General features: G+C 63.0%; 23 protein-coding genes and 1 pseudogene. 14 read left to right on the plus strand and 10 right to left on the minus strand.

Annotated features, from left to right (window positions below; translation table 11 throughout):
- The 5 genes from BMW72_RS05155 to lnt are packed head-to-tail and all read left to right on the plus strand — an operon-like array spanning position 1 to position 5,435.
- The gene (locus BMW72_RS05155) at positions 1–315 is read left to right on the plus strand and encodes an Asp23/Gls24 family envelope stress response protein (RefSeq protein WP_092107951.1); all 315 of its coding nucleotides are present in this window, start codon (positions 1–3) and stop codon (positions 313–315) included.
- A gap of 33 nt (positions 316–348) precedes the next feature.
- The gene (tatA, locus tag BMW72_RS19485; RefSeq protein ID WP_092107953.1) at positions 349–606 is read left to right on the plus strand and encodes a twin-arginine translocase TatA/TatE family subunit; all 258 of its coding nucleotides are present in this window, start codon (positions 349–351) and stop codon (positions 604–606) included.
- A 46-nt stretch (positions 607–652) separates the two neighbouring features.
- Entirely contained in the window at positions 653–1,405 is a 753-nt protein-coding gene (gene tatC, locus BMW72_RS05165) for a twin-arginine translocase subunit TatC (RefSeq protein WP_092107955.1), read from the plus strand.
- 36 nt (positions 1,406–1,441) lie between these two features.
- Positions 1,442–3,901: a DEAD/DEAH box helicase gene (locus BMW72_RS05170; RefSeq protein ID WP_241983846.1), complete on the plus strand. Its 2,460-nt coding sequence runs from the start codon at positions 1,442–1,444 to the stop codon at positions 3,899–3,901.
- A 7-nt stretch (positions 3,902–3,908) separates the two neighbouring features.
- On the plus strand, positions 3,909–5,435 hold the full coding sequence (gene lnt / locus BMW72_RS05175; protein ID WP_092107957.1) for an apolipoprotein N-acyltransferase: 1,527 nt from the start codon (positions 3,909–3,911) through the stop codon (positions 5,433–5,435).
- Positions 5,436–5,540: 105 nt separating this feature from the next.
- Here lnt and BMW72_RS05180 read toward each other — a convergent pair whose 3' ends face one another.
- The 4 genes from BMW72_RS05180 to BMW72_RS05195 all read right to left on the minus strand — a co-directional run bounded on the left by BMW72_RS05180 (position 5,541) and on the right by BMW72_RS05195 (position 8,236).
- Complete coding sequence (locus tag BMW72_RS05180) at positions 5,541–5,909, minus strand: RNA polymerase-binding protein RbpA (RefSeq protein WP_092107959.1); 369 nt, start codon at positions 5,907–5,909, stop codon at positions 5,541–5,543.
- Between the two features lie 109 nt (positions 5,910–6,018).
- Positions 6,019–6,756 carry a glycerophosphodiester phosphodiesterase family protein gene (locus tag BMW72_RS05185; RefSeq protein WP_092108176.1) on the minus strand — a complete coding sequence of 246 codons (738 nt, stop codon included), beginning with the start codon at positions 6,754–6,756 and terminating at the stop codon, positions 6,019–6,021.
- 30 nt (positions 6,757–6,786) lie between these two features.
- Positions 6,787–7,752 (minus strand): SPFH domain-containing protein, encoded by a 966-nt coding sequence (locus BMW72_RS05190; RefSeq protein ID WP_092107961.1) that lies wholly within the window; start codon positions 7,750–7,752, stop codon positions 6,787–6,789.
- Positions 7,745–8,236, minus strand: a complete 492-nt coding sequence (locus tag BMW72_RS05195; protein WP_092107963.1) for an NfeD family protein — start codon at positions 8,234–8,236, stop codon at positions 7,745–7,747. Before BMW72_RS05195 ends, BMW72_RS05190 begins: the two co-directional genes overlap by 8 nt.
- Positions 8,237–8,399: 163 nt before the next feature.
- On the opposite strand from BMW72_RS05195, the gene BMW72_RS05200 reads away from it, so the two are divergent.
- Positions 8,400–9,164 carry an SDR family oxidoreductase gene (locus BMW72_RS05200; RefSeq protein ID WP_092107965.1) on the plus strand — a complete coding sequence of 255 codons (765 nt, stop codon included), beginning with the start codon at positions 8,400–8,402 and terminating at the stop codon, positions 9,162–9,164.
- A gap of 53 nt (positions 9,165–9,217) precedes the next feature.
- A pseudogene (locus BMW72_RS05205) lies at positions 9,218–11,648 on the plus strand (ATP-binding cassette domain-containing protein).
- Positions 11,649–12,635: 987 nt separating this feature from the next.
- On the opposite strand, the gene dhaM reads toward BMW72_RS05205, so the two are convergent.
- Genes dhaM through dhaK form a run of 3 tightly spaced genes read right to left on the minus strand, consistent with a single transcriptional unit; the run spans position 12,636 to position 15,108 of the window.
- Positions 12,636–13,361, minus strand: coding sequence for a dihydroxyacetone kinase phosphoryl donor subunit DhaM (gene dhaM / locus BMW72_RS05210; protein WP_241983847.1), 726 nt, complete (start codon positions 13,359–13,361; stop codon positions 12,636–12,638).
- Positions 13,362–13,384: 23 nt separating this feature from the next.
- Positions 13,385–14,095 (minus strand): dihydroxyacetone kinase subunit DhaL, encoded by a 711-nt coding sequence (gene dhaL, locus BMW72_RS05215; protein ID WP_092107969.1) that lies wholly within the window; start codon positions 14,093–14,095, stop codon positions 13,385–13,387.
- 11 nt (positions 14,096–14,106) lie between these two features.
- Complete coding sequence (gene dhaK / locus BMW72_RS05220) at positions 14,107–15,108, minus strand: dihydroxyacetone kinase subunit DhaK (RefSeq protein ID WP_092108178.1); 1,002 nt, start codon at positions 15,106–15,108, stop codon at positions 14,107–14,109.
- A gap of 237 nt (positions 15,109–15,345) precedes the next feature.
- Between dhaK and BMW72_RS05225 the strand changes: the two genes are divergently transcribed.
- Both BMW72_RS05225 and glpK read left to right on the plus strand, forming a co-directional pair.
- A complete protein-coding gene (locus tag BMW72_RS05225; RefSeq protein ID WP_255576012.1) occupies positions 15,346–16,110 on the plus strand; it encodes an MIP/aquaporin family protein in 765 nt (254 codons plus the stop codon).
- Positions 16,111–16,201: 91 nt separating this feature from the next.
- Entirely contained in the window at positions 16,202–17,716 is a 1,515-nt protein-coding gene (gene glpK / locus BMW72_RS05230; RefSeq protein WP_092107973.1) for a glycerol kinase GlpK, read from the plus strand.
- A 54-nt stretch (positions 17,717–17,770) separates the two neighbouring features.
- Here glpK and trpD read toward each other — a convergent pair whose 3' ends face one another.
- The gene (trpD, locus tag BMW72_RS05235; protein WP_092107975.1) at positions 17,771–18,823 is read right to left on the minus strand and encodes an anthranilate phosphoribosyltransferase; all 1,053 of its coding nucleotides are present in this window, start codon (positions 18,821–18,823) and stop codon (positions 17,771–17,773) included.
- Between the two features lie 143 nt (positions 18,824–18,966).
- Between trpD and ctaE the strand changes: the two genes are divergently transcribed.
- From ctaE to BMW72_RS05260, 5 genes are all read left to right on the plus strand, one after another.
- Entirely contained in the window at positions 18,967–19,596 is a 630-nt protein-coding gene (gene ctaE / locus BMW72_RS05240; RefSeq protein ID WP_241983849.1) for an aa3-type cytochrome oxidase subunit III, read from the plus strand.
- Positions 19,597–19,633: 37 nt separating this feature from the next.
- A complete protein-coding gene (gene qcrC / locus BMW72_RS05245; protein ID WP_092107977.1) occupies positions 19,634–20,446 on the plus strand; it encodes a cytochrome bc1 complex diheme cytochrome c subunit in 813 nt (270 codons plus the stop codon).
- A gap of 95 nt (positions 20,447–20,541) precedes the next feature.
- Positions 20,542–21,615, plus strand: coding sequence for a cytochrome bc1 complex Rieske iron-sulfur subunit (qcrA, locus tag BMW72_RS05250; protein ID WP_092107979.1), 1,074 nt, complete (start codon positions 20,542–20,544; stop codon positions 21,613–21,615).
- Entirely contained in the window at positions 21,612–23,261 is a 1,650-nt protein-coding gene (gene qcrB, locus BMW72_RS05255; RefSeq protein WP_092107981.1) for a cytochrome bc1 complex cytochrome b subunit, read from the plus strand. Before qcrA ends, qcrB begins: the two co-directional genes overlap by 4 nt.
- Before the next feature lie 24 nt (positions 23,262–23,285).
- Positions 23,286–24,110, plus strand: coding sequence for a methyltransferase domain-containing protein (locus BMW72_RS05260; protein WP_092107983.1), 825 nt, complete (start codon positions 23,286–23,288; stop codon positions 24,108–24,110).
- Positions 24,111–24,217: 107 nt separating this feature from the next.
- Here the strand turns inward: BMW72_RS05260 and BMW72_RS05265 are convergent, their stop codons facing one another.
- Together BMW72_RS05265 and ctaD are read right to left on the minus strand one after the other, a co-directional pair.
- Entirely contained in the window at positions 24,218–24,640 is a 423-nt protein-coding gene (locus BMW72_RS05265; protein ID WP_092107985.1) for a cytochrome c oxidase subunit 4, read from the minus strand.
- Positions 24,641–26,371: an aa3-type cytochrome oxidase subunit I gene (gene ctaD, locus BMW72_RS05270; RefSeq protein WP_092107987.1), complete on the minus strand. Its 1,731-nt coding sequence runs from the start codon at positions 26,369–26,371 to the stop codon at positions 24,641–24,643.
- Positions 26,372–26,373 lie beyond the last annotated feature (2 nt).

Below are 26,373 nucleotides of genomic sequence, written 5' to 3' on the forward strand. Positions count from 1 at the left end.
ATGCCGTGGTGGTCGTGGCTGCTCCTTTGGTGCGGTCTCGTGCTGGGCCTGATATCCGTACTTACCTGGTGTGCGGTCGTGCTCTACCGAAAGGCGCTGGGAACTCTGCGGGCGGGTGAAGCCCTCACCGCTCGTATCTTTGAATTGGATTCTGACCCGACCCACCCCGCTGCGACATTCACCCCGGCTGTTTTCACCGACCTCGCCGAGCTGCGTGAGAACGTCGAGCAGCAGCGGGTGGAACGCACCCGCCGACGCGAGGTGCGTCGCGATGCGCTGATCGTGCGGGGTAAACTGATGCGAAACGTCCGCTAACCGCCACGCCCGCTAAACAGAGGACACACCCTCATGCTGCAAAACCTGACCGGATGGCATTTCCTGATCATCCTCGTCGTCGTCCTGCTCCTCTTCGGTGCTCCGAAGCTTCCCGGACTCGCTCGCAGCCTCGGCCAGTCGATGAAAATCTTCAAGAGCGAGATCAAGAGCGATTCGGTCGACCCTGATCCCAACGCCCCGACTTCGTCCGCGAGCACCACGGGTACCGACGCATCGAAGACGTCCGGCCCGACGGCGGCCGGCCCAGCCGACCCCGCCGTCAAGCCCTAGTACCGTGGCGGTCCGCGCCCGACGAAGTGCGACCGAAGCGGGAAAAATGTCGCTGGGGCAGCACCTGATCGAACTGCGCAAACGCCTCTACCTGGCGGCGGCCGGTTTGTTCATCGGTGCTATAGCCGGATGGTTCCTTTCGGATTTCGTGTGGGATCAGTTGCGAGAACCGATTTATGCAATCATCAACGCACAGCATCGCAACGCACAGATCAACTACCCCGACATCACGAGTGCCTTCGACCTCAAGCTGAAGATTTCGCTTTACGTCGGGCTCATCGTGTCGAGCCCGGTATGGCTCTATCAGGTGTTCGCCTTCCTCGTTCCCGGGCTCACCCGAACCGAGAAGAAATACACCTTCGGATTCCTCTTCACGGCCATTCCCTTGTTTCTGGCCGGCTGCGCAGCGGGTTGGATTCTACTGCCGCACGTGGTCGAGCTCATGACGAGCTTCGCCCCCACCGAGGACTCCGCGTTCATCAACGCTCAGGGCTACTTTGACTTCGTGCTCAAACTCGTGGTGGCGATCGGCATCGCGTTCGTGCTGCCGGTCTTTATCGTGCTTCTCAACTTCGCCGGCGTCATCAGTGCCGCCTCGATCATCAAATCGTGGCGGATCGCCATCCTGGTCATTGTGCTCTTCACGGCGATCGCAACCCCGGCCGCCGACGTGGTGTCGATGTTCCTGCTGGCCATTCCCATGGTCATGTTGTACTTTGCCGCCTATGGCATCGCCTGGCTGCACGATCGGCGCGTAGCCAAAAAAGTGCTCGCGTTCGAAAAAGAACTTGCGCTCTAGCGCCGAAACTCGGATGCAGCAATTGTTAAGGACCTCGTGACGCACACGCAATCGCCGGCCGAACGGTACTCGTCCGCACGCACCCGGGCCGCCCAGCCCATGCTGCAGGACTTCGAGGGCGGCCTCAAATTCGACCTCGATCTGTTTCAACGCGAGGCCTGCGCATGCCTGGAAGCGGGCAATAGCGTACTTGTGGCCGCACCGACCGGAGCCGGCAAGACGATCGTGGCCGAATTCGCGATCTACTTAGCGATGCGACAGTCCCGTGCGAAAGTCTTCTATACCGCGCCGATGAAAGCGCTCAGTAATCAGAAGTTCCAGGAATTCGTTGCCGAGTACGGCGCCGACCAGGTGGGATTGCTCACCGGTGACACCAACGTCAATCCGGGGGCACGCATCGTGGTCATGACGACCGAGGTGCTCCGGAACATGCTCTATGCCGACTCCGACCTGCTGACGAACCTCGCCTTCGTGGTTATGGACGAGGTGCACTACCTCGCGGACCGGTTTCGCGGAGCCGTATGGGAGGAAGTGATCATCCATCTTCCCCAGCCGGTGCGCATGGTCTCGCTCAGCGCGACGGTGTCGAACGCGGAAGAATTCGGAGACTGGTTGCAGGCCGTGCGCGGGGAGACCGACGTGATCGTGTCAGAGGAGCGTCCGGTCCCGCTCGAGCAACACGTGCTCGTCAAAAACAATATGCTCGACCTGTTCGATTCGACGGGCCTGGTCGGCACCCACCGAGTCAACCCCGAACTGGTTCGTTTGGCCCATGCCGGCGGGCGCTCGGCCGGCGGGCGCGGCCGAGGTTCCGGCCGGCAGAGCGGCGCCGTCGGGGGCTATCGGGGGCATGACACGCAGCGCCCGCAGTTCGATGCCGGTCGGATGGATCGTGGCGACATCGTGCGCATGCTCGACGGCAAGCATTTGCTGCCGGCCATCTTCTTCATCTTCAGTCGGGTCGGTTGCGACCAGGCCGTGCGGCAGGTTCTCCGCTCCGGGGTGCGTCTGACGCAGGAACACGAGCGCGAAGAAATTCGCCAGATCGTCGACGATCGGTGCCGTACCCTGCTCGACGAAGACCTCGGCGTGCTCGGCTACTTCGAGTGGCTGGACGGCCTCGAACGCGGTGTCGCCGCCCACCACGCCGGTCTGCTGCCGGCGTTCAAGGAGGTCGTGGAAGAGCTGTTCCAGAAGAAGCTCGTCAAGGCCGTGTTCGCGACCGAAACGCTTGCGCTCGGTATCAATATGCCGGCCCGCACGGTTGTTCTCGACAAGCTGGAGAAGTTCAACGGTGAGGCTCGGGTGCCGATCACACCCGGGGAGTACACGCAGCTGACCGGTCGGGCCGGGCGCCGCGGCATCGACACTCTCGGCCACTCGGTGATCCAGTGGGCGCAGGGACTCGACCCCCAGGCCGTTGCCTCGCTCGCTTCCCGGCGAACCTATCCGTTGAATTCGAGCTTCAAGCCGACCTACAACATGGCCGTCAACCTCATCGACCAGTTCGGTGTCGTGCGCACCCGGGGAGTCCTGGAATCGTCGTTCGCGCAGTTCCAAGCCGATCGCGCGGTCGTCGACCTGGCCCGCTCGGTGCGCCAGCAAGAGGAGTCCCTGGCCGGGTTCAAGACCAGCATGACCTGCCACCTGGGCAATTTCGAGGACTACTCGGCGATTCGTCGGCGTCTGACCGAGGTTGAACGCGAAGGTACCAAGGCCGATAATTCCTTACGCGGACAGCGCGACAAGCGTCAGCGGGAGGTAGCCAGCCTGCGCAAGCAGATGCGGGCGCACGGCTGCCACCACTGCCCCGACCGGGAGGCGCACTCCCGGTGGGCGGAACGCTGGTTCAAGCTCAAAGGCCAAAAGGATGCTCTCAACCAGCAAATCTCGCAGCGCACCGGAGCCATCGCCCGCGTTTTCGACCGGGTGACCGATGTTCTGCTCGGCTACGGGTACCTCGAATCCGACGCCAACGGCGCCATCGCGCTCAGCGAGAGCGGACGCATCCTGCGCCGCATCTACGCGGAACGGGACCTGCTCGTCGCCGAGTCCCTGCGCCGCGGGCTGTGGAACGAACTCGATGCCGCGAGCCTGGCAGCGATGGCCTGCGCGCTCGTCTTCGAGCCGCGCCGGGAAGAAGGACTCATCGATGCCCGCTACCTGCCCAAGGGTGCCTTCCGGCCCGCCCTCGACGAGACGCAAGACCTGTGGAGCCGTATCGACGACCTCGAACGCGACCACAAACTACCCGGCAGTAATCCGCTTGCAGTGGGCCTCAGCCTGGCCATGTGGAAGTGGGCTCGCGGCGCGTCGTTGAGTGACGTGCTCTACGAGGCGGAGATGGCCGCCGGCGATTTCGTGCGCTGGACCAAGCAGACCATCGACCTGCTCGACCAACTCTCCATCGCCGGCGATGCACACGTCGGACCGACCGCCCGTTCAGCCATGGACGCCATCCGCCGCGGCATCGTCGCGTACTCCTCGGTAGCCTGAACCGGCCATGTGGGGGAGTGAGCGAGCGTTCAGCCTGCCGTTGTGGGCATCCGTTCTCGTCGCTGCGGGCGCCGGCGCGATCCTCGACGCCGGTTTTCCCGATCGTGACTGGTGGTTTCTCGCACCCGTGGGCGTCGCGCTCATGCTCCTGGCTCTGCTCGGCCGCAGCCTGGGCACCGGGTTGCTCGTAGGCCTGGTGGCCGGACTGTCGTTCTGGCTGATCCACATCTTCTGGATCACGCTGTACCTCGGCCTCGTGCCATGGTTCGCGCTCGGCGGGTTGCAGAGCCTGTTCTTCTCGGCCGGACTCGGCTTCACCGCCGTCGTGCTGCGGCATGGTCAGCGTGTCTGGCCAGGCGTCTGGGGTCGGCTCGGAGTCGTGCCGGTGATTGTCGCCGGTCTGTGGACGGCGCGTGAAGCCATCAGCGCCGTCTGGCCCTACGGGGGGTTCGCCTGGGGCCGGATCGCGCTCTCGCAGTCGGAGAGCCCGTTCGCGCCACTCGTCGCGTGGGTGGGCTTGTCCGGCCTGAGCTTTCTCCTGGTCTGGCTGAGCGCCCTCGCCGTGCAGCTGTTCCGCGAGCCCGAGCTGGCTCGGGCCGTGCGCGTGGGCGTTGCCCTCGGCGCCGTCGCGCTCCTGCTCGCCATACCGGCCTGGCCGACCATTCAGAGCGGCACGACGCGCCTGGCCGCAGTGCAGGGCAATGCGGATGCCGGACTGTTCGCCGAGTACGCTCCCGGTCAGATTCTGCAGGACCACACCTCGGCTACCCTGCCGCTGCTTGACGAGACCGTCGATTTCGTGGTGTGGCCGGAGAACGCGAGCGACATCGACCCCACCCGATCGGCAGCCGCGGCACAGGTGCTCGACTACATCAGCACCGAAATGGATGCCCCCCTCATCACCGGCACCATCACCCGGCCTGAAGACACCTATTACAACAGCTCATTGCTCTGGAAGAGCGGGCAGGGAGCAGTCGACGTCTATGACAAGATCCATCCGGTGCCGTTCGCGGAATACATGCCGGATCGGGCTTTCTGGCGACCGTTCGCCCCAGACCTGATCGATCTGATCGGGCGCGACTACGGTATCGGTACCCGCGACAATATCTTCGACATCGACGGCGTGCTGGCCGGTATCGCGATCTGCTTCGACATCGCCGACGATCAGCTGGTGCACGAGATGATCGACGGAAACGCCGAGATCATCCTCGCCCAAACCAACAACGCCGATTTCGGCCACACCGACGAGAGTGTGCAACAACTCGCCATCGCCCGGCTGCGTGCGCTGGAAACCTCACGCACTGTGGTGAATATCTCCACCGTCGGGTCGAGCGCCATCATCACTCCTGACGGACAGACGCTGGACAGCCTGCCAACCTTTACAGCAGGTGCCATGGTGCAGACCGTGCCGCTCAGCGACACCCTCACGCCCGCCATGGTGGCCGGCCGCGTTGTGGAGTGGCTAGTTTCGGGGCTGGGCCTTGCCGGTCTGGCGCTCTGCAGTGCTGCCGCTCGGCGCCTGCGCCGCAGCTAGTCGTTCCCCGCTGACTGCCCTGTCGACGGACCTGTGTCGGAACGGCCGGGTTAACCAACGACGACCCCGCCACGAGGAGCGGGGTCGTGCGGCTGCGATCGGCTCTCAGGCGCCGATCTTTTGCTGGCCACCACGGCGCAGACGCAACACGGAGAGGCGCTCTTCGAGCAACTCTTCGAGTTCGTCCCTGGTGCGACGTTCCAACAACATGTCCCAGTGGGTCCGAGGAATCTTCTCGTCGGAGTGGTCGACGATCACCGGCAGGGAGTCGACGAGCCGGGTCGCCGTCCGTGCACAGTATTTGCATTCCCATTCGTCCGGAGCTTCAGCTTCGGCCGAAAAAATCATTACCGTCTCTCGCCCACAAGTCTCACACCGGTAGGTGTGCGGAACTCGGGGGGAGAAGGTGACGCCTTCTTCGCTCTGTAGGCTTTGTGCGCCCAATCTCATGCCACGCAAACTGCGGTCAGCCATAGTGTGGTCTCCTCTCGCTCGCGATCACAGATTCGATCACGCTTTCACAGTTCTAAACCATCAAGCTGGGTATTAACCTTCCCGGACCCCCCATTCTGGGAGGTAATTCTCAGGTTCGGCGGGTAAGGGCGGCGACAGCAAGATCCGTGCGGTCCGTGACCAATCCGTCGACACCGAGGTCGAGGAGTCTCATCATGTCGTGGGGGTCGTTGACGGTCCACACGTGAACCTCGACTCCTGCTCGGTGCATCATCGTGACGAATCGGGGCGTGACGATTCGAACGGGGCCGGCTCGTTCGGGAACCTGCACGGCGACACAGCCCTCGAGGACCCGGCGAACGAGGGCGGTCAGTCCTAAATTTGCCGCCGCTACAGCCCGACCCACGAGGGGTGCCGATGCCGACGAGACCACACCGGGCAGCAGGCTGACCACGCGTCGGCGGCGGTGCTCATTGAACGAGGTCACGAGGACCCGAGCGGTGGCTCGCTGGTCTTTGATCGCACGGGCAGCGGGTTCGGCGGCGGCATCCGTTTTGATATCGATATTGAACAAGGCGGCAGGAAACGCCTCGAGCGCATCCGCAAGGGCGGTGAAACCCTGCCCGTAGCCCAGATTGATGTGTCTCAACTCGGCCATGGTCAGCTGATCGATGCGCACGTCCCGGTCCAGGCTCGCCAGATCGGGATCGTGGCTGATGACGGCCACACCGTCGAGCGACACGTGCACGTCGGTCTCGAGGTGGGTGGCCCCGCCCGCGAGCGCCTTCACGAAGGCGAGCAGAGTGTTTTCCGGTGCCTCCTGTGCCAGCCCGCGGTGGGCGAATACCCGGGGCGACGGTGCGGTCAAGAACTCCGACTGCGCGCTTTCGCCCACCGGTTAGACCCGAGGCGAGGCGGATGCCGCCGGTGCAGCCCCTCCGGACGGTGCAGCCCCGGGGGACTGGGCCGCATTCGCACCGAACGCGCTGCCGATGCCCTTCATCGCTTCGGTCAATTCACTCGGCACAATCCACAGCTTGTTGGCGCTGCCTTCGGCCAGTTTCGGCAGGGTGAGCAGGTACTGGTAGGCGAGCAATTTCGGGTCGGGATCGCCGTCGTGAATAGCCTTGAACACCGTGGTGATTGCTTCGGCTTCGCCCTGGGCGCGCAGAACGGCGGCTTTGGCGTCACCTTCGGCCTCGAGGATCGCCGCCTGGCGCGCGCCCTCAGCCGTGAGGATGGCTGACTGTTTGGTGCCCTCCGCAGTCAGGATGAGCGCGCGGCGGTCTCGCTCGGCCCGCATCTGCTTTTCCATTGAATCCTGGATGGAGTGGGGCGGTTCGATCGCCTTGAGTTCGACTCGGCCCACACGAATGCCCCATTTGCCGGTGGCCTCATCGAGCACGATGCGCAGCTGGCTGTTGATGTTGTCCCGGCTGGTCAGAGCCTCCTCGAGGTTCAGCCCGCCGACCACGTTCCGCAGGGTCGTAGTGGTGAGCTGCTCGACCGCACCGAGGTAGTTGTTGATCTCGTAGGTCGCGGCGCGGGCATCCGTCACCTGAAAATAGACGACGGTGTCAATGGAGACGACGAGGTTGTCCTCGGTGATCACCGGCTGCGGGGGGAACGAAACGACCTGCTCACGAATATCGAGCAGCGGGCGCACCCGGTCAACGAAGGGCACGAGCAGATTGAGTCCGGGCAGCAGCGTCTTGTGATACTTACCGAGGCGTTCCACGACGCCGGCGTTGCCCTGCGGAATGATGCGAATGGCGCGTACGAGTATGACGATGACGAACACCGCCAGAACGGCGAGCAGGGCGATCACGAAGATCTGCCCGATGAAGGCTGCGGGATCAAGCATGGTTCTGGGTCCTTTCAGCGGAGAAGACGACGGCGGTGGAGCCCTCGATGAGATGCACGGTGACCAGCTGGCCTGGTTCCACGCTGGATCGGAAACCGATGCTGTCTCCACCGGGTGTCAGCAGCCGAGCCGTCCAGGTTTCGCCATTGGCGAGTTTCACGAGCCCGCCGGTCTCGGTGACGGTCGAGACGACCCGGCCGGTCATGCCGATCAGGGCATCGATGTTGCTTCGCGCCGGATCGCCGCCCTTCCGCAGGGCCCGCAACAGGAACGGGCGGATGGTCAGGAGTAGCAGAACCGACAGTCCGGCGGCAACCACGATCTGCAGCCACCAGTCCAGGCCGAGCAGATTGGCAGCGAGGCCTCCGAGACTGCCAATGGAAATCATGAGGAAGGTGAATTCCAGGCTCAGCAGTTCGATGGTGATGGCCACGAGAATAAACACGAGCCATAAAATCCAGAGATAGTCGGTCAGGTCGACCATGGGTGACACCTTCCCCAATCCGTTTCCCTTCGAAACTAGCAGGTGCCGACGACAACACGCCGGGGGAGCGACCGAGGCTTGTTGATAAGGTCGAAACCTGATGGGATGGCCGATCAGGCCAAACTTTGCCAGGAATAATCTGATCGAACTTAGAGGAGCACGCGTGACCAATCCACTTGCAGCAGGATCACTCGAGGGCAAGCGTGTACTCGTCACAGGCTCGTCCCGCGGCATCGGCGCCGACACTGTCGGCTATTTCGCGCAGGCCGGAGCCCGCGTGGTCATCAACTACCGCAATAAAGAGGCACGAGCCAACAAACTCGCCGACGCTATTCGCGCCGCTGGGGGAGAAGCCATCACCGCCGGCGCCGACCTGACCGATCCGGCATCGGTCACGGCGATGTTCGCGACCATTGAGGCGGAATACGGTGGCCTCGACATCCTCGTGATGAACGCTTCTGGCGGCATGGAAAGCGGTATGGCCGAGGACTACGCCATGACCCTCAACCGTGACGCGCAGGTGAACTTGCTCACCGAGGCCATTCCGCTGCTCGGCGACGACTCGCGAATTGTCTATGTCACCAGCCACCAGGCACACTTCATCAAGACCACCCCAACCATGCCGGAGTACGAGCCGGTCGCCCGCAGCAAGCGTGCAGGAGAGGACGCCCTGCGCGCCGTCATCCCGCAGCTGGAGGAGTCCGGGATCGGCTTCGTCGTCGTCTCTGGTGACATGATCGAGGGCACCATCACGGCGACTCTCCTTGAACGGTCCAACCCGGGCGCTCTGAGCGCCCGCAAGGAGGCCGCGGGGCGGCTGTATAACGTCAGCGAGTTCGCGGCGGAGGTCGTCCGGGCCGCGGTCGAACCGGTTCCGGTCGGCAACACCCGCCTCGTTGGCGACACGAGCGGCTTCGCCGGCGACTAGCCGGTGGTCGACGCCGTGCCCGAATCGCGCAAAATGGAGTCATAGGAGAACCGATGCGCACGACAACGAAAACGGCCACCCCGTCAGCTGACCTCCAGATTGCCGACAGCCATGATCTGATCCGCGTGCAGGGCGCCAGGGAAAACAATCTCAAAGACGTCAGCGTGGAGATTCCCAAGCGACGACTGACCGTGTTCACCGGCGTGTCCGGGTCCGGCAAGAGTTCGCTCGTCTTCGGTACCATCGCCGCTGAATCCCAGCGCATGATCAACGAGACGTACAGCACATTCGTGCAGGGGTTCATGCCGACCCTGGCCCGGCCGGACGTCGACGTGCTCGACGGGCTGACGACCGCGATCATCGTCGACCAGGAGCGGATGGGCGCCAACGCGCGTTCCACGGTCGGTACGGCGACCGATGCGAACGCGCTGCTGCGCATCCTTTTCAGTCGACTCGGCCAGCCGTACCTCGGCTCGCCGCAGGCCTATTCCTTCAACGTCGCGTCAATCAGCGGAGCGGGCGCTGTCTCGATCGAACGCGGGGGAGCGACCGTGAAGGAACGCCGCAGCTTCAGTATCACTGGAGGAATGTGTTCCCGCTGCGAAGGTCGGGGATCGGTCACCGACATCGACCTGACGGCGCTCTACGACGAGCGCAAATCCATCAACGAGGGCGCACTCACGATCCCCGGGTACAGCATGGACGGCTGGTTCGGTCGCATCTTCAACGGCTGTGGCTTCTTCGACGCGGACAAGCCGATCAGGGACTTCACCAAGAGGGAGCTGGCCGACCTCCTGCACAAGGAGCCAACAAAGATCAAAATCGAGGGCATCAACCTCACCTATGAGGGGCTGATTCCAAAAATCCAGAAATCGATGTTGAGCAAAGGCGTCGACACCCTGCAGCCGCACATTCGAGCGTTTGTCGAGCGGGCGGTTACATTCACGGTCTGCCCCGACTGCAACGGCACCCGACTCAACGAGGGAGCCCGATCGTCTAAAGTCCACGACGTGAGCATCGCGGATGCCTGCGCGATGCAGATCAGCGACCTCGCGGTCTGGGTGCGGGGGCTGGCTGAACCCTCCATCGCTCCGCTGCTCGCCTCCCTCCAGCACCTGCTGAACTCCTTCGTCGAGATCGGGTTGGGCTATCTGTCCCTCGACCGTTCCTCCGGCACCCTCTCCGGCGGCGAGTCGCAGCGAACCAAGATGATCCGCCACCTCGGTGCCTCGCTCACCGACGTCACCTACGTCTTCGACGAGCCGACCATCGGGCTGCACCCCCACGACATCCAGCGGATGAACACCCTCCTGGTCCAGTTGCGCGACAAGGGCAACACGGTCCTCGTCGTGGAACACAAGCCGGAGATGATCATGATCGCCGACCACGTCATTGACTTGGGCCCTGGCGCCGGCAGTGACGGTGGCAGCATTGTGTTCGAGGGGTCCCTCGCTGGTCTTCGATCAAGCGGTACGCTGACCGGGCGGCACCTGGACGACCGTGCCGCCGTGAAACCGACGGTGCGCACACCGTCGGGGATCCTTCAGGTGCGCGGCGCCGACGCCCACAACCTGCAGCACGTCGATGTCGACATTCCGCTCGGCGTGCTGGCCGTACTCACCGGTGTGGCCGGCTCCGGCAAGAGCTCACTGATCCGGGGCTCCGTTTCGGGTCGGGACGGCGTGGTGACGGTAGATCAGGGCGCGATCAAGGGCTCCAGACGCAGCAACCCGGCGACCTACACGGGAATGCTCGAGCCCATCCGCAAGGCTTTCGCCAAGGCCAACGGGGTCAAACCTGCCCTGTTCAGTTCCAACTCAGAAGGGGCCTGCCCCAACTGCAACGGTGCCGGCGTCATCTATACCGACTTGGGGATGATGGCGGGCGTAGCCATACGCTGCGAGGTGTGTGAGGGAAAACGATTCCAGGCATCCGTTTTGGAATTCCGGCTCGGTGGTCATGATATCAGCGAGGTGCTGGCGATGTCTGTGACCGACGCCCACGAATTTTTTGGTGCGGGGGGAGGCGCGCATTCCTGCCGCCCACGCCGTGCTGGGCCGACTCGTCGACGTCGGGCTCGGTTATCTCAGCCTCGGCCAGCCGCTGCCGACACTGTCCGGTGGCGAACGGCAACGCCTCAAGCTCGCCACCAACATGGCCGAGAAGGGCGATGTCTACATTCTGGACGAACCGACCGCCGGTCTCCACCTGGCCGACGTGGAGAATCTGCTCGGCCTGCTCGATCGGATCGTGGATTCTGGAAAATCGGTCATTGTGATCGAGCATCACCAGGCTGTCATGGCGCACGCTGACTGGATCATCGATCTGGGCCCTGGGGCGGGTCACGACGGCGGCCGGATCGTCTTCGAGGGCACGCCCGCCGAGCTGGTGGTCGCTCGTTCGACGCTTACGGGTGAACATCTGGCCGCTTACGTCGGTGCGGCGGCTGGCGGCAGAACCGGGGTCGAACCGCTCGGTCGCTGACCGGTCGGTGCACCGCACCGGTCAAGCACATAGGGCCCCCTTCCCAGCCCCATACGACGCGACCGATAATGCACATTATGTCAACAAGGTGACATTCAGGTCCTCGGTTGTCCGACAGCGCAGATCGATCAGTGTCTCCCCGACCAACGTTCAGTCCGCTGTTGAGGGTTCGGTCTCGCTTCGCCGCGACGGTTCTCCGGATAGCCCGGTGTTTCCACCGCGACGAGGGGTGCGCGCCCGAGGCCCTCGCCCGGAACTGCTGCCGCTCCCCTGCCCGCCCGCAGCGACAGGGCTGCCAGCCCGAGTGCCTCGCTGGTTCCGGCGGTGACAATGATGTCGTCGGCCGTGCACACCACCCCGCGCGCGTGCCGCCGAGAGGTGCGCCCGATGACTCGTCGGGAACTCGCCGCGACGATCGTCTTGCGTATTCCGCTGCATGAGGTGAGCCTCAAGGTACGAACCGGGCCGCCGAGTGAGAGCGTCGACGACGGCGAAGACCGCACTGTCTGGGCCGGCGTGCTACCAATGACTACGACGTGGGAGCCACTAGAAGCGTCACCGCTCACCCAGAGGCGATCGCCGTGCCGACCTCGGTCCAGCGCCAGTGCGCTGGGAACGCAGCACTTCGCCAAGTCGCAGGGACACAGTAGGCACACTGGACGCAGTAGCCGCGCGGATCGCAAATCCGTCAGGACTGCGTTCGGTGAATCACCATGCCGAACTCATTCACCGGTTCAAATGCGTCGCGATCCCACGCTCCGGGGTGGGTAACCGGACAGTTGACCACAGTGTTCCGGGTCGAATGATCGATACTGTGCTCGCCCATCGCATGGCCGCAAATCGGGCACGCCGGTAGGTCCGTCGCGGCCCGCTCGTCCGAACCGTTTGAGGTGTTCCTGTCCTGAATCATGCCCTCACGATACGCCGGATTGGACAAAAAGGCACGCAACTGCTATAACGCTTCGCCTCGACAGGGGGTCGGGACGGCTACGCCTCGCCGAAGCCTGATTTCAGCAGGTCTGCGAGGGCCGTGATCGCCGGCCCGGCTGTCGGATCGGTCGAGGCGAGCCGCACCGTGCTCCCCTTGGCCAGCCCGAGCGACATAATGCTCAACAGGCTCCGCGCATCCGTTCCGTTCACCGTGATGGGAACCGGGAACGTGCTCGCCAGGTTGACGAACTGGGCGGCTGGCCGGGCATGAAGGCCCTCCCTGTTGGTGAGGATCACCGTGCGTGAGATCGCACCGGAATCCGCCGAATCGGTGTGCGGCGGGGTGTCGTCTCGCGGTGTCCGGGTGGTCGTGTCGTGACCTCCAGCGGGAGATGGGTTAGGGCTGAGCGGCTGCAGCGCTGTCCGCGCGGCTGCCGCGACGGCGTTCAGCCCTCCCCCGGTTTCCGCGGCCACCGCCGCGGCCACCCCGCCCTCGACGAGCGGAGCATCGACGATCCGAACCTCGAGCTGCGCCGCCTCGTCGAGAAAATCGCGTGCCGTTTCCGCCGTCAGAATAGCCGAACCGAGATCACAAAGAATCACGACTCCTCCGCCGGCATCTGCCGCTGTGATCGCGTTGCTGATCTTGTCGAAGCTGGTGCCGATCCCGCCGGAATCCGTCCCCCCAGCAGCAATGAGCTGGGTGGTCGGCGCCATCTGCCGCGCGAGTTCGACCAACCCCGTCGCTATCTTCTCGCTGTGGGACACAAAAACGATTCCCACGCGCTGAGCGGATGCCGACGCCATCAGGCCCGGCCCACATCGGCGGCGGCCCGAAGCAGCAGCGAGGTCGACTGGGCACCGGGATCGCGGTGGCCGATCGCTCGCTCCCCGAGGTAACTCGCCCGACCCTTACGTGCGATCAGCGGTTCCGTGGCCTGCGCACCGGATGCTGCGGCATCCGCTGCGATCAGCAGTACCTCGTCCACGGCCGATCCGGCCGCCTGCGCTGCTGCCGCCGCGTTGACCGCGGGCGTCCAGGCGTCGATCATGGTCTTGTCACCCTCCTCGGCTTTGCCGCGCAGCACGATGCCGTCACGCGCCGCGGTCAGCAGAGCGACGAGTGCGGCCGCGTCGAGGCACCTTGCCGACCCGACGGCTCCGGCTGCTTTGAGAAATGCCGTACCGTACAGCGGCCCGGCGGCGCCTCCCACGGTTGAGATGAGAGTGGTGGCGACGAGCTTGAGCACCGCGCCGGGGGTGGACTCGTCGACCAGATCGTTCAGCTTGGACAGGACTGCCTGAAATCCTCGATCCATGTTCTCACCGTGATCGCCGTCGCCGATGTCCCGGTCAAGGGTGTTGAGCGCGGCACGTTCGGCGGCGAGCACCTCGGCACTGCGCCGAATCCAGCCAACGGTCCAGGCGGCGTCGAGCGTGAGCGAGGCCGTACCGGGCGCTCTGTCGCCCAGATCTGCGTCAGCGTTGGCCGTGTCTGATTGTTCTTCGGGGGTCATCGACTCTCCTTCTACCGTCCCCACCGTAGCGCCGCTGTCTGCACCGGGGCATCCCACAAGCTGGTGAGTTCCTCATCGAGCTTGAGAACGGAAATGGAGGTGCCGGCCATTTCGAGACTTGTCGTGTAGTTGCCAACGAGACTGCGGGTGACGGTGATTCCCTTCTCCGCGAGCACTTCGGCGGCGCGGCGAAACACGATGTACAGCTCAACCTGAGGTGTTCCGCCCATGCCGTTGACAAATAGGAGTACAGCGTCGCCAGCAACAAAGGGCAGGTCGTCGAGTATGGGAGCCAGCAGTCGGTCGACGATGGCGTCGGCCGGTTCGAGCTTGATACGCTCCCGCCCTGGCTCGCCGTGAATTCCAATACCGATCTCGATCTCGTCGTCAGCGAGCACGAAGCTCGGCTCCCCCGCGTGCGGCACCACACAGGGGGTCAGCGCGACGCCCATGGTGCGCACACGAGAGTTCACTTTCTCCGCGACGGCGACGACGGCAGCCAGATCATCGCCGCGTTCAGCGGCAGCCCCGGTGATCTTCTCCACCAGCACCGTTCCGGCCACGCCGCGGCGCCCCGCAGTGTACAGCGAGTCCTTGACCGCCACATCGTCGTTGATGATGACGGCGCGCACCTCGATACCTTCAGCGGATGCGAGATCGGCCGCGGTCTCAAAGTTCAAGACGTCCCCGGTGTAGTTCTTCACGAGGTGCAGCACCCCGGCGCCGCCATCGACGACCTGAGTCGCCGCGAGGATCGGGTCGGGTGTCGGCGACGTGAACACGGCTCCCGGTACGGCGGCATCCAGCATTCCGTACCCGACGAACCCGCCGTGGAGTGGCTCATGACCGCTTCCACCGCCGCTGACAATGCCCACTTTGCCGTGCACGGGGGCATCGCTGCGTGCGATGAAGATCGGGTCGTGCGAGACGCGCACGATATCGCCGTGCGCTGCTTCGAATCCGGCGACGGCCTCGATGACGACGTTCTTGGGATCGTTGATGAGCTTCTTCATGACCATCCATTCACTCGGTAATGCCACGGTTCGAATAGGGAGCTGACGGTGCGGGCGACACTGCCCAAGATGCCATTTTCCCACGGTCAACATACGCGCTTCGCGCGTACGCGGTAAGGGACGGGAAGCAACTCCACCAGCCCATTCCCCTCGATCACACCCCGCGCTATGTTGTTTGCCAACCGCTCGCCGCAGAGGGGCAGCTTCGGCATCCCCGGCCTGATCAGAAAGGTTCTCGTGGAAAATATCGGAGCTGTATTCGTCTCGGAGCTCGTTGGAACTGCCATGCTGGTCCTCTTGGGCACCGGCGTGGTCGCCAACGTCGCCTTGGCCAAGAACAAGGGCCTCGGGGGCGGTTTCCTCATGGTGACCATCGGCTGGGGCTTCGCCGTCTTCGCAGGCGTCATGGTCGCCTACCGTTCGGGTGGACACCTCAATCCCGCCGTCACCCTGGGGCTCGTCGCCCACGGTGACTCGACATTCGGAAACCTGGAGGTTCCGGTCAACGCGGTCTCCGTGCTCACCTACATCGGCGCACAGATGATCGGAGCCGTGCTCGGCGCCGTGGCCTGCTGGCTCGCCTACAAGCAACACTTCGACGCCGAGCCGGATCCGGCGAACAAGCTCGGTGTCTTCTCGACCGGGCCGGCCATCCGCTCGTACGGCTGGAACCTCGTGACCGAAATCATCGGCACCTTCGTGCTGGTCTTCGTCGTCATAGCGTTCGGCAGGCAGGGCGAAGCCAGCGGTCTTGCCGCCCTCGGGCCACTCCCCGTTGCACTGCTCGTGATCGTCATCGGTACGTCGCTCGGCGGCCCGACCGGGTACGCCATCAACCCTGCCCGAGACCTCGGTCCACGGATCGCGCACTTCATCCTGCCGATCAAAGGCAAGGGCGGCTCCGACTGGGCCTACTCCTGGGTCCCCGTCGTCGGCCCCGTCATCGGCGGTCTGCTGGCCGGGTGGGCTGCGCTGCTTCTCCTGCCCCTGCTGACCTCCTAAACCGAACGAACGGGCCGGTTCCCCAGCGGACCGGTCCGTTGTCGTGCACACAACATGACGTCTGAACGATTCAAGAAAAGGACACCCACCAATGACTGATTACATTCTCGCCATCGATCAGGGAACCACCAGTTCCCGCGCCATCATCTTCGACAAGGCCGGCTCGATCGTGTCGACCGGGCAGCTCGAACACGAGCAGATTTTTCCGCAGGCCGGCTGGGTCGAGCACAACCCGAAAGAGATCTGGGACAACACCCGTGAAGTGATCGGGCAGGCTCTGTCCAAGGCCAATCTCACCCGGCACGATATCCAAGCCATCGGCATCACCAACCAACGCGAAACGGCTGTGGTCTGGGATAGGACAACCGGTGTTCCCGTCTACAACGCCATCGTCTGGCAGGATACCCGCACGCAGCCGATCGTCGATCGTCTCGCCGCCGACGGAGGCGTCGAACGTTTCAAGAAGAAGGTCGGGCTACCGCTGGCCACCTATTTCTCCGGGACCAAAATCGTCTGGATCCTCGAAAACGTTGAGGGCGCCAGGGCGAAAGCGGATGCCGGCGACCTGCTCTTCGGAACAACGGACTCCTGGGTGCTGTGGAACCTGACCGGCGGAGTGGACGGCGGAGTGCACGCCACCGACGTGACCAACGCGAGCCGCACCTTGTTCATGGACCTGGAGTCCCTGCAATGGGACGACGAGATCCTCGCCATTTTCGACGTGCCGAAGTCGATGCTGCCGTCGATCCGCTCATCGTCTGAGGTCTACGGCACCGCGCACACCTCGAGCCTGCTCCGCGAGGTGCCGGTGGCAGGAATTCTCGGCGACCAGCAGGCCGCGACGTTCGGTCAGGCGGCGTTCGACCAGGGCGAAGCCAAGAACACCTACGGCACGGGAAACTTTCTGATCTTCAATACCGGAACCGAGATCGTGCACTCCAAGAACGGCCTCCTGACTACCCTGGGGTACAAACTCGGGGACGCCGCTCCGCATTACGCCCTGGAGGGTTCCATCGCCGTCACCGGGGCTTTGGTGCAGTGGATGCGCGACAACCTCGGCATGATCAGCTCGGCCGCTGAGATTGAAAGCCTGGCGAAAACCGTCGACGACAACGGCGGAGCCTACTTCGTGCCGGCTTTTTCGGGGCTGTTCGCCCCCTACTGGCGTTCCGACGCCCGCGGCGCGCTGGTCGGACTCACCCGGTTCGTGAACAAGGGACATATAGCCCGCGCGGCACTGGAGGCGACGGCGTTCCAGACTCGAGAGGTGATCGATGCGGTCAACGTCGACTCCGGCGTTCCCCTCACCGAGATCAAGGTTGACGGCGGCATGATCGCGAACAATCTGCTCATGCAGTTCCAGGCCGACATCCTGGGTGTTCCCGTGGTGCGACCGGTCGTCGCCGAGACAACCGCGTTAGGCGCCGCTTACGCCGCGGGCCTTGCGGTCGGCTTCTGGAGCGGTCTCGACGAACTGCGCACCAACTGGCAGGAAGACAGCCGGTGGACGCCCAAGATGGACGAGGCCGAACGCAACCGCCAGTTGCGCAACTGGAAGAAGGCGGTCACGAAAACCTTCGGCTGGGTCGACGAGGACGTTCTGTAGGGCGCCGATTCGCCGCATCATCCTGCGGCGATCACTACCTGCGGCGACCCGGAATCACACCTGGGTCGCCGCAATCCACGCCGCCAGCTTGGATGTCGCGGCACCGGAGTCGACTGCATCGGCAGCGACGGCCATCTTGTCGCGAAATCTGTCGAGAATGGCCACCTGCATCTGTGAGTAGTCGTTGGCCAGGTCGAAGGCGACGAGCCCGGCGGCGGCGTTGAGCAACACGATGTCGCGAATAGGACCAGGCTCGCCGGAAAGAACGGAGTGCACGACCTCCGCATTATGTTGCGGCGTGCCGCCCACCAGATCGCTGATCTGCGCGCGCTTGATGCCCAAATCTCTGGGGTCGATGTCGTGCTCGGTCACCAAACCGCGGGACACCTCCCAAACGTGACTGTGCCCGGTCGTGGTCAGTTCGTCGAGCCCGTCATCGCCGCGAAAGACCAGGGCCGTCGCGCCGCGGGTCTGGAACACGCCCACGAAGAGCGGAACCCGGTCAAGGTTGGCCACCCCGACAGCGGATGCCTCCGGCCGCGCCGGATTGCACAGCGGTCCGAGGTAGTTGAACACGGTCGGGATCCCCAACTCTTTGCGGGTGAGGGCCGCATGTCGAAATCCGGGATGGAATGCCGCCGCATACGCGAACGTGATCCCTGTCTCCTTGAACACTTGCGCCACGCGCGTCGCATCCCGGGACAGGTCGATCCCCAATTCACCGAGCACGTCCGAAGACCCGGAAGCCGAGCTGGCGGCACGGTTACCGTGCTTGACAATTGGCACACCGGCTGCCGCGCACACGATCGACGCCATCGTGGAAATATTCACCGTACCGAACCGGTCACCACCGGTTCCGACGATGTCGAGGGCCATTGGGTCAACCGGAAGCGCGACGGCCTGCTCGAGGATCGCATCCCGGAATCCGACAATCTCGTCGACGGTTTCGCCCTTGGCGCGAAGCGCGACTAAGAACGCCCCTAACTGGGATGGGGAGGCCTCACCGAGCATGATCCGTTCCATGCTCCAGGCGGCATCCGCAACACTCAGGTCACGTCCGTCGAGAAGGGAACTTAATATGTTTGGCCAAGACTGCGATTCGAGCATGGTCCTGATCTTAGGAGAACGGGCCCAACTCCCCCGAATTCACGGCATTCGCATGCCGAAATTGCCTACCCGTAGCAGGCGCTAACCCGCACTTGCACGCCAGATTGAGAAAAACCTGTGGGAATATCGGCCATAATGGAGGGGTGACCAGCACCTCAATTACTCAGACGGCGAGTGCGCCCGTCGTGAACCGGCCCAACAGCGTGGCTGTAGGCACCATTGTGTGGTTGGGCAGCGAGGTGATGTTTTTCGCGGGGCTCTTCGCAATCTACTTCACGCTCCGTTCAACCTCCCCCGAGCTATGGCTGTTCGAGGCCGATAAGCACAACTTCACCTTCGCGTTGATCAATACGCTGATCCTGGTGTCGTCTTCGGTGACCTGCCAGTTCGGCGTGTTTGCTGCCGAACGACTGCAGGCGCGCTCGACCGGCTGGAAGCCGAGCGAGTGGGGAATGGTTGAGTGGTTCTTCCTCACCTACGCCCTCGGTGCCATCTTCGTCACCGGCCAGGTGTTCGAATATGCCACCCTGGTGTCAGAAGGGATTTCGCTCACCTCCAACGCCTACGGTTCAGCCTTCTACATCACGACCGGTTTCCACGGCATTCACGTAACGGCCGGGCTCCTCGCCTTCCTTCTTGTGATTGGGCGCGGATTCGCGGTCAAGAACTTCGGCCACAAGGAAGCCACCAGCGCCATTGTGGTTTCCTACTACTGGCACTTTGTCGACGTCGTCTGGATCGGGCTCTTCCTGGTCGTCTACGTTCTTAAATAGAAGTTCATACTTAGAAACGGGAGCGGACTACTTCAGCATGACCACGATCAAACCCCCTCGCGCACGCCGGGCACGCAAAGCCGGACGTCGCCATCCTCTTGCCAGCGTCGCACTCATCGCCATCGGGTTGCTCTTCACGGGAGGCGCCTACGCAGCTTTCAGTACCAGCACCGCCATTGCAACGACTGATGCGTCTTCACAGCAGACCATCGCCCAGGGTGAAAAGCTTTTCGCGGCGAACTGCGCCACCTGCCACGGACTCAGTGCGCAGGGATCGTCAGAAGGTCCCAGCCTCATCGGAGTCGGCGCGGCCTCGGTGGACTTTCAAGTCGGCACCGGTCGCATGCCGATGCAGATGCAGGGCCCGCAGGCGCAGAAGAAGCCCGTGCAATTCACGGCAGAGCAGACCGCTGCTCTCGCCGCGTACGTCGCCTCCCTCGCTCCCGGCCCGGCCATTCCTGCGGCTGAACTTCTCGACGGTGCGGGCGACTCGGCCAATGGTGCTGAGCTGTTCCGCATCAACTGCGCCATGTGCCACAACGTCGCCGGTGCCGGTGGCGCGCTGACCGAGGGCAAGTTCGCCCCCGCGATTGAGAACGTCTCTGCCCAGCACATCTACGAGGCCATGATCACCGGCCCGCAGAACATGCCGGTCTTCAACGACATGAATATCTCACCCGAAGACAAGCGCGACATCATCACCTACCTCAAGTACGTCGAGGACAACCCGTCTCCGGGCGGACTGGCTCTCGGTTCTCTGGGGCCGGTGGCGGAAGGCCTCTTCATCTGGATCTTCGGACTGGGCGCAATCGTTGCCCTCACCGTGTGGATCACCGCAAAATCAAACTAAGCATCGGTATCCGGTGTTGACGCGGCCTTCGATTCCAATCGAATGCCGCACAGCACCAGAGTGCAGAGTATTTACACAGCCCACAAAGGAGAACAATGGCCAAGGACGATAACGGCGCGGAGCACGTAACCGCCGCCGACTCGCCTGGCGCGCAGCTCGCGACATCCGCCGCAAGCACAGCCGTCGTTACACGGGATGCCCTGGTCAATCCAGGGTTCCCGCCGCACCGTCCGCGCATCACCGACCTTGACCACAAGGAAGAGCGCAAGGCTGAGCGGGCCGTTTACACGCTGTTCTACGTCTCCATCGTGGGTAGCGTTTTTGCCATTGCGGCCTACATGGCCTTTCCTATCGTGGCCGAAGATCCCGGTTCTGTTCGACTGAACAACCTCTTCATCGGCCTTGGCCTCAGCCTCGCGCTCCTCGCCATCGGTATCGGCGCCGTGCACTGGGGCAAGGCCCTCATGAGCGATCATGAAGGTGTCGACGAGCGTCACCCCGTGCGTGGAACCGAGCCAGTTCGGGCCCGCGCCGTGGAGATCTTCCAGCAGGCCAATGAAGAATCAGGCTTCGGTCGCCGTACGCTCATTCGGAACAGCCTGATCGGCGCCCTCGTCGTCTTTCCGCTGCCGGCCGTCGTACTTTTTCGTGGCCTTGGCCCGATGGACCAGGATCCGGTCGCTCTTCTCAACGAGACCATGTGGAAGAAGGGCGTTCGCCTCACCATGGACCCCAGTGGCACCCCGATCAAGGCAGCGGATGTCACTCTCGGATCGTCGTTCCACGTCATTCCTGAGGGCCTGGCCGAAATGGGCCACGGTCGTCTGGAAGAAAAGGCAAAAGCAGCCGTTCTGCTCATTCGGATGGATCCGGAGGACCTCGTCGAAGAAGAGGACCGCAAGTCCTGGTCGTACGACGGAATTGTCGCCTATTCCAAAATCTGTACCCACGTTGGGTGCCCGGTCGCGCTGTACGAACAGCACACGCACCACCTGCTTTGCCCGTGCCACCAGTCCCAGTTCGACGTTGAGAACCACTGCAAGGTCATCTTCGGACCGGCCAAACGGGCACTACCCCAGCTCCCAATCGCCGTGGATGCTGAGGGCTACCTGATCGCTCAGAGCGATTTCACTGAACCAGTCGGCCCGAGTTTCTGGGAGCGAGCATGACAACATTAACCACCCGCGAATCCACTGAGGATCCAGCTGTCGGGGTGAAGAAATCCGGAGGCTTCACCGCTTCCGCTGCCAATTACATTGACGAACGCACCAGTATTTCTGGTGCTGTCAAGGAACTTGGTCGCAAGATCTTCCCCGATCACTGGTCCTTCCTCCTCGGCGAGGTGGCACTGTACAGCTTCGTCATCATTTTGCTGTCCGGATCCTTCCTGACCTTCTTCTTCCAGGCTTCTATGGCCGAGGTCGTCTACGAAGGCTCGTATGCACCGCTCAAGGGCATTCCGATGTCGGCCGCGATGTCCTCGACCATGGACATCTCGTTCGACATTCGCGGTGGCCTGCTCATGCGTCAGGTTCACCACTGGGCTGCCTTGCTCTTCGTTGCAGCCATCGGTCTGCACATGCTCCGCATCTATTTCACCGGCGCGTTCCGCAAGCCGCGCGAGCTCAACTGGGTTATCGGCTTCGTTCTTTTCATCCTGGCCATGGCTGAAGGCTTCACCGGCTACTCCCTTCCCGACGACCTGCTTTCCGGAAACGGCCTGCGCATCATTGATGGACTCATCAAGGGCATCCCGGTCGTGGGAACCTGGGTTTCGTTCCTGCTGTTCGGCGGAGAATTCCCCGGCACGGACATCGTCGGACGGCTCTACTCGCTTCACATCCTGTTGCTGCCGGCCATTATCGTCGCCTTGATCGCCATGCACCTCTTGTTCGTCGTCGTGCACAAGCACACCCAGTACCCGGCCGCCGGACACACCAACCAGAACGTGGTCGGCTACCCGGTGCTCCCGGTCTACGCCGCGAAGGCCGGTGGGTTCTTTTTCATCGTTTTCGGTGTCGTCATGCTCATCGCGTCGTTCTTTACGATCAACCCGATCTGGAATTACGGACCCTACGACCCCTCACCGGTGTCGGCAGGAACCCAGCCCGACTGGTACATCGGCTTTGCCGACGGCGCCATGCGGCTCATCCCGACCGGGTGGGAATTCGTTTGGCTGAACCACACCTACTCGCTCAACATCCTTGTGGTTTTGATCGTGGTCGGTTTGTTCATCGTGACCGTCATGATCTACCCGTTCATCGAAGCGTGGATCACCGGCGACAAGCGTGAACACCACGTGCTCGATCGTCCGCGGAACGCACCGACCCGCACCGCGATCGGCGCAGCCGGCGTGACGTTCTATGCGTCGCTGTGGGCCGCCGCTTCATCGGACATCATGGCCACGCACTTCCACCTCACCATGGAGGGCGTCATCCACACCCTCCAGGCGACCACACTGCTCGGCCCGTTCCTCGCTTTCTTGATAACCAAGCGCGTCTGCCTGGCGTTGCAGAAGAAGGACCGCGAAATCGTCTTGCACGGTTACGAGTCCGGCCGCATCGTACGGCTTCCCGGCGGCGAATTCGTCGAGGTGCACCAGCCCGTCGACGAGTACGAGCGTTGGAAGCTGGTCAGCTACAGTGACTTCAAGCCGCTCATGCTGCGACCGAACGCTCAGGGCAAGATTGGTGCGACCGAGAAGGTTCGTGCCGGCCTGTCCCGCTGGTTCTTTGAAGACCGGATCACCCCGGTGACTCAGGCAGAACTAGATCATGCCCACGGCGACCACCCCGCGGAGATCACCGACAAGTAGCAAGAACCAACAGAACGGGCATCGATGTCACTCCAGACGTTAGCGGAGTGGCTTCGGTGCCCGAATTGTTTTCTCCCCCTGCATCCCAGCGGCCACCTTTTGTTGACGTGTGAGCGCGGGCATTCTTACGACGTCAATAAGCGGGGTTTTGTCAACCTGCTCACCGGCCCGCGCAAATTCATCGGCGACAGTGCGGCCATGCTTGACGCCCGCGATCGTTTTCTTGCTGCCGGATGGTACGAGCCGCTCCGCGATGCCATTTGCTCTCGAGCCGCCGGTGAATTACCCCGGCGCATCCTCGATGTCGGTTGCGGAACCGGATACTACCTGGGCGCAGCGTTGCCCTCAGGAGACGACGTGCGGGCTCTGGGAATGGACCTCTCCCCCATCGCCGTCGGGCGCACCATCCGCTCGCACGATCGCGTTGACGGGCTGGTAGCCGATGTCTGGTCGCCTCTCCCCCTGCGAGATGGCACCGCGGACATCATTCTCAACGTTTTCGCGCCACGGAACGCCGCCGAGTTCCATCGGGCGCTTCGACACGACGGACTGCTGCTGGTCGTCGTACCGCAGCCTTCCCACCTACGGCAACTGCGTGAGTCAGGTCTGGCCGTTCAGATGCAAGCCGATAAAGCCGTTCACCTGACTACGAGCCTCGCTGCCTGGTTCAGTTTGGAATCGCACGACCAGCTCGCCCGGACGGTGCGCTTGTCGGTGACCGAGGTGGCATCTCTAGTCGGCATGGGACCGTCCGCGCATCACATTGACAGCGCAGCCGAAGCTGACCCCGTCACTCCTGATCGGGAGGTCACCGTGGCCTTTGACATTTTCGGGTTTCGACGTCACTGAGCTGGCGCTGGCTTTGCCCGGAATGTGCACTGACCAGGGCCAGGATCCCAGTTAAACGACGATACCGACCTCCCGGTAGGGAGATCGGTATCGTGGCGTGGGAACGCTTAGCGGGCGAACAGGCCCCGGTAGTACTCGTAGACCCATCCCGTGAGGGCGACCAGGCCGAGTCCCAGACCGATGAAACCAATCCAGATTCCCACGGCCAGACCCAGGAAGACCAGGGCCGTCGAGGCCGCGAGGAAGATCGGCCACCAGCTCCACGGACTGAAGAAGCCCAGTTCGGGGTCGCCGTCATCAATGTTGCCATCAAGACGGTCCTCGGGCAGTTCCCCGCCCTGAGCTCCCCGAACCTTGTCGAGGTAGAACGCGATGAAGGCCACGAGCAGCGTCGACAGCGCGAGCATGAACGTGCCGGCCCACTCGATCTCTCCGTGCTCCGGGTCGAGCAGGTTCCAGGCAACGTAGACAACCGTCACAATTCCGAAGAAAGCGGTGAGGACCCAGAGGATGTTGACGTTGGTCTTCATTTACTTAACCTGATTCGAGTCGATGTCGTAAACCGCAACGTCGGGCGCATCCTTGCCCGGGCCGATGCCGACGGGCAGGCCGGCTTCGGGGTGGTTCAGGTCGAAGGCAGGACGCTCGGAGCGGATTCGCGGAATGGAAGTGAAGTTGTGACGCGGCGGCGGGCAGGACGTGGCCCACTCGAGCGAGGAACCATAGCCCCACGGGTCGTTCACGGTCACCAGAGGAGCCTTGCGAGCCGTTATGTACACGTTCAGGAAGAACGGAATCATCGACACGGCGAGGATCATGGCACCGATGGTGGACACCTGGTTCATCCAGGTAAAGCCATCCTCGGGTGAATACGTCGCGTAGCGACGCGGCATGCCCATGACTCCGAGCCAGTGCTGGATCAGGAAGGTGGTGTGGAAGCCGATGAACAGAAGCCAGAAGTGCCACTTGCCGAGGCTCTCGTTGAGCATCTTGCCGGTCCACTTGGGCCACCAGAAGTAGAATCCGCTGAACATCGCGAAGACGACGGTGCCGAAGATGACGTAGTGGAAGTGCGCGACGACGAAGTAGGTGTCTGACACGTGGAAGTCGAGCGGCGGGGAGGCGAGGATGACTCCGGTCAAGCCACCGAAGGTAAAGGTGACGAGGAAGCCAATGGCCCAGATCATGGGAGTTTCAAAGGTGATGGAGCCTCGCCACATGGTGCCGATCCAGTTGAAGATCTTCACCCCAGTGGGGACTGCGATCAACATGGTCATGAGGGAGAAAAACGGCAGCAGTACGGAGCCGGTGACGTACATGTGGTGAGCCCAGACCGAGATCGACAGCGCCGCGATAGAGATGGTCGCGTAGATCAGGGTCTTGTAGCCGAACATCGGCTTGCGGCTGAAGACCGGGAACACCTCGGAAACGATTCCGAAGAACGGCAGCGCGATGATGTACACCTCGGGGTGGCCGAAGAACCAGAACAGGTGTTGCCACAGGATGGCACCACCGTTGGCCGGATCGTAGATGTGCGAACCGAAGATGCGGTCGGAAGCTGCGGCGAGCATGGCGGCCGCCAGTACCGGGAAGACCATGAGCGCGAGCAACGACGTGATCAGCGAGTTCCAGGTGAAGACCGGCATGCGCCACATCGTCATGCCGGGGGCGCGCATTGTGATGATCGTGGTGATGAAGTTCACGGAGCCGAGGATGGTACCGAAGCCGGAGAGTCCGAGGCCCACCATCCACAGGTTGCCGCCAACACCGGGCGAGAACGTTGTGCTGGCCAGCGGCTGGTAGGCGAACCAGCCGAAGGAGGCCGCACCCTGCGGGGTGAGGAATCCCGCGACAGCGATGAGGCTGCCGAAGTTGAAGAACCAGTAGGCGAGGGCGTTCAGCCGCGGGAACGCAACGTCGGGGGCGCCGATCTGCAGCGGAACCAGGAAGTTGGCGAAGCCGAAAAAGAGCGGCGTGGCAAACATCAGGAGCATGATCGTGCCGTGCATCGTGAAGAGCTGGTTGTACTGCTCCTTGGTCTGCACCACATCGAGACCCGGAGCGAACAGCTGGGCACGAATGATCAGCGCCATGACGCCGCCGATGCAAAAGTAGATGAAGGAGGTGATCAGGTACATATACCCGATGACCTTGTGGTCGGTGGAAGTAATCCACCGGACGAGGACGTTGCCCTTGTGTTCCGCGGACGTGGAGACCGGTGCGGCCGGACGTGACGGGGCGGGTGCGATGGTCGTGGTCATGG

It is taken from the genome of Cryobacterium luteum (genome assembly GCF_900110125.1).
Lineage (GTDB): Bacteria > Actinomycetota > Actinomycetes > Actinomycetales > Microbacteriaceae > Cryobacterium > Cryobacterium luteum.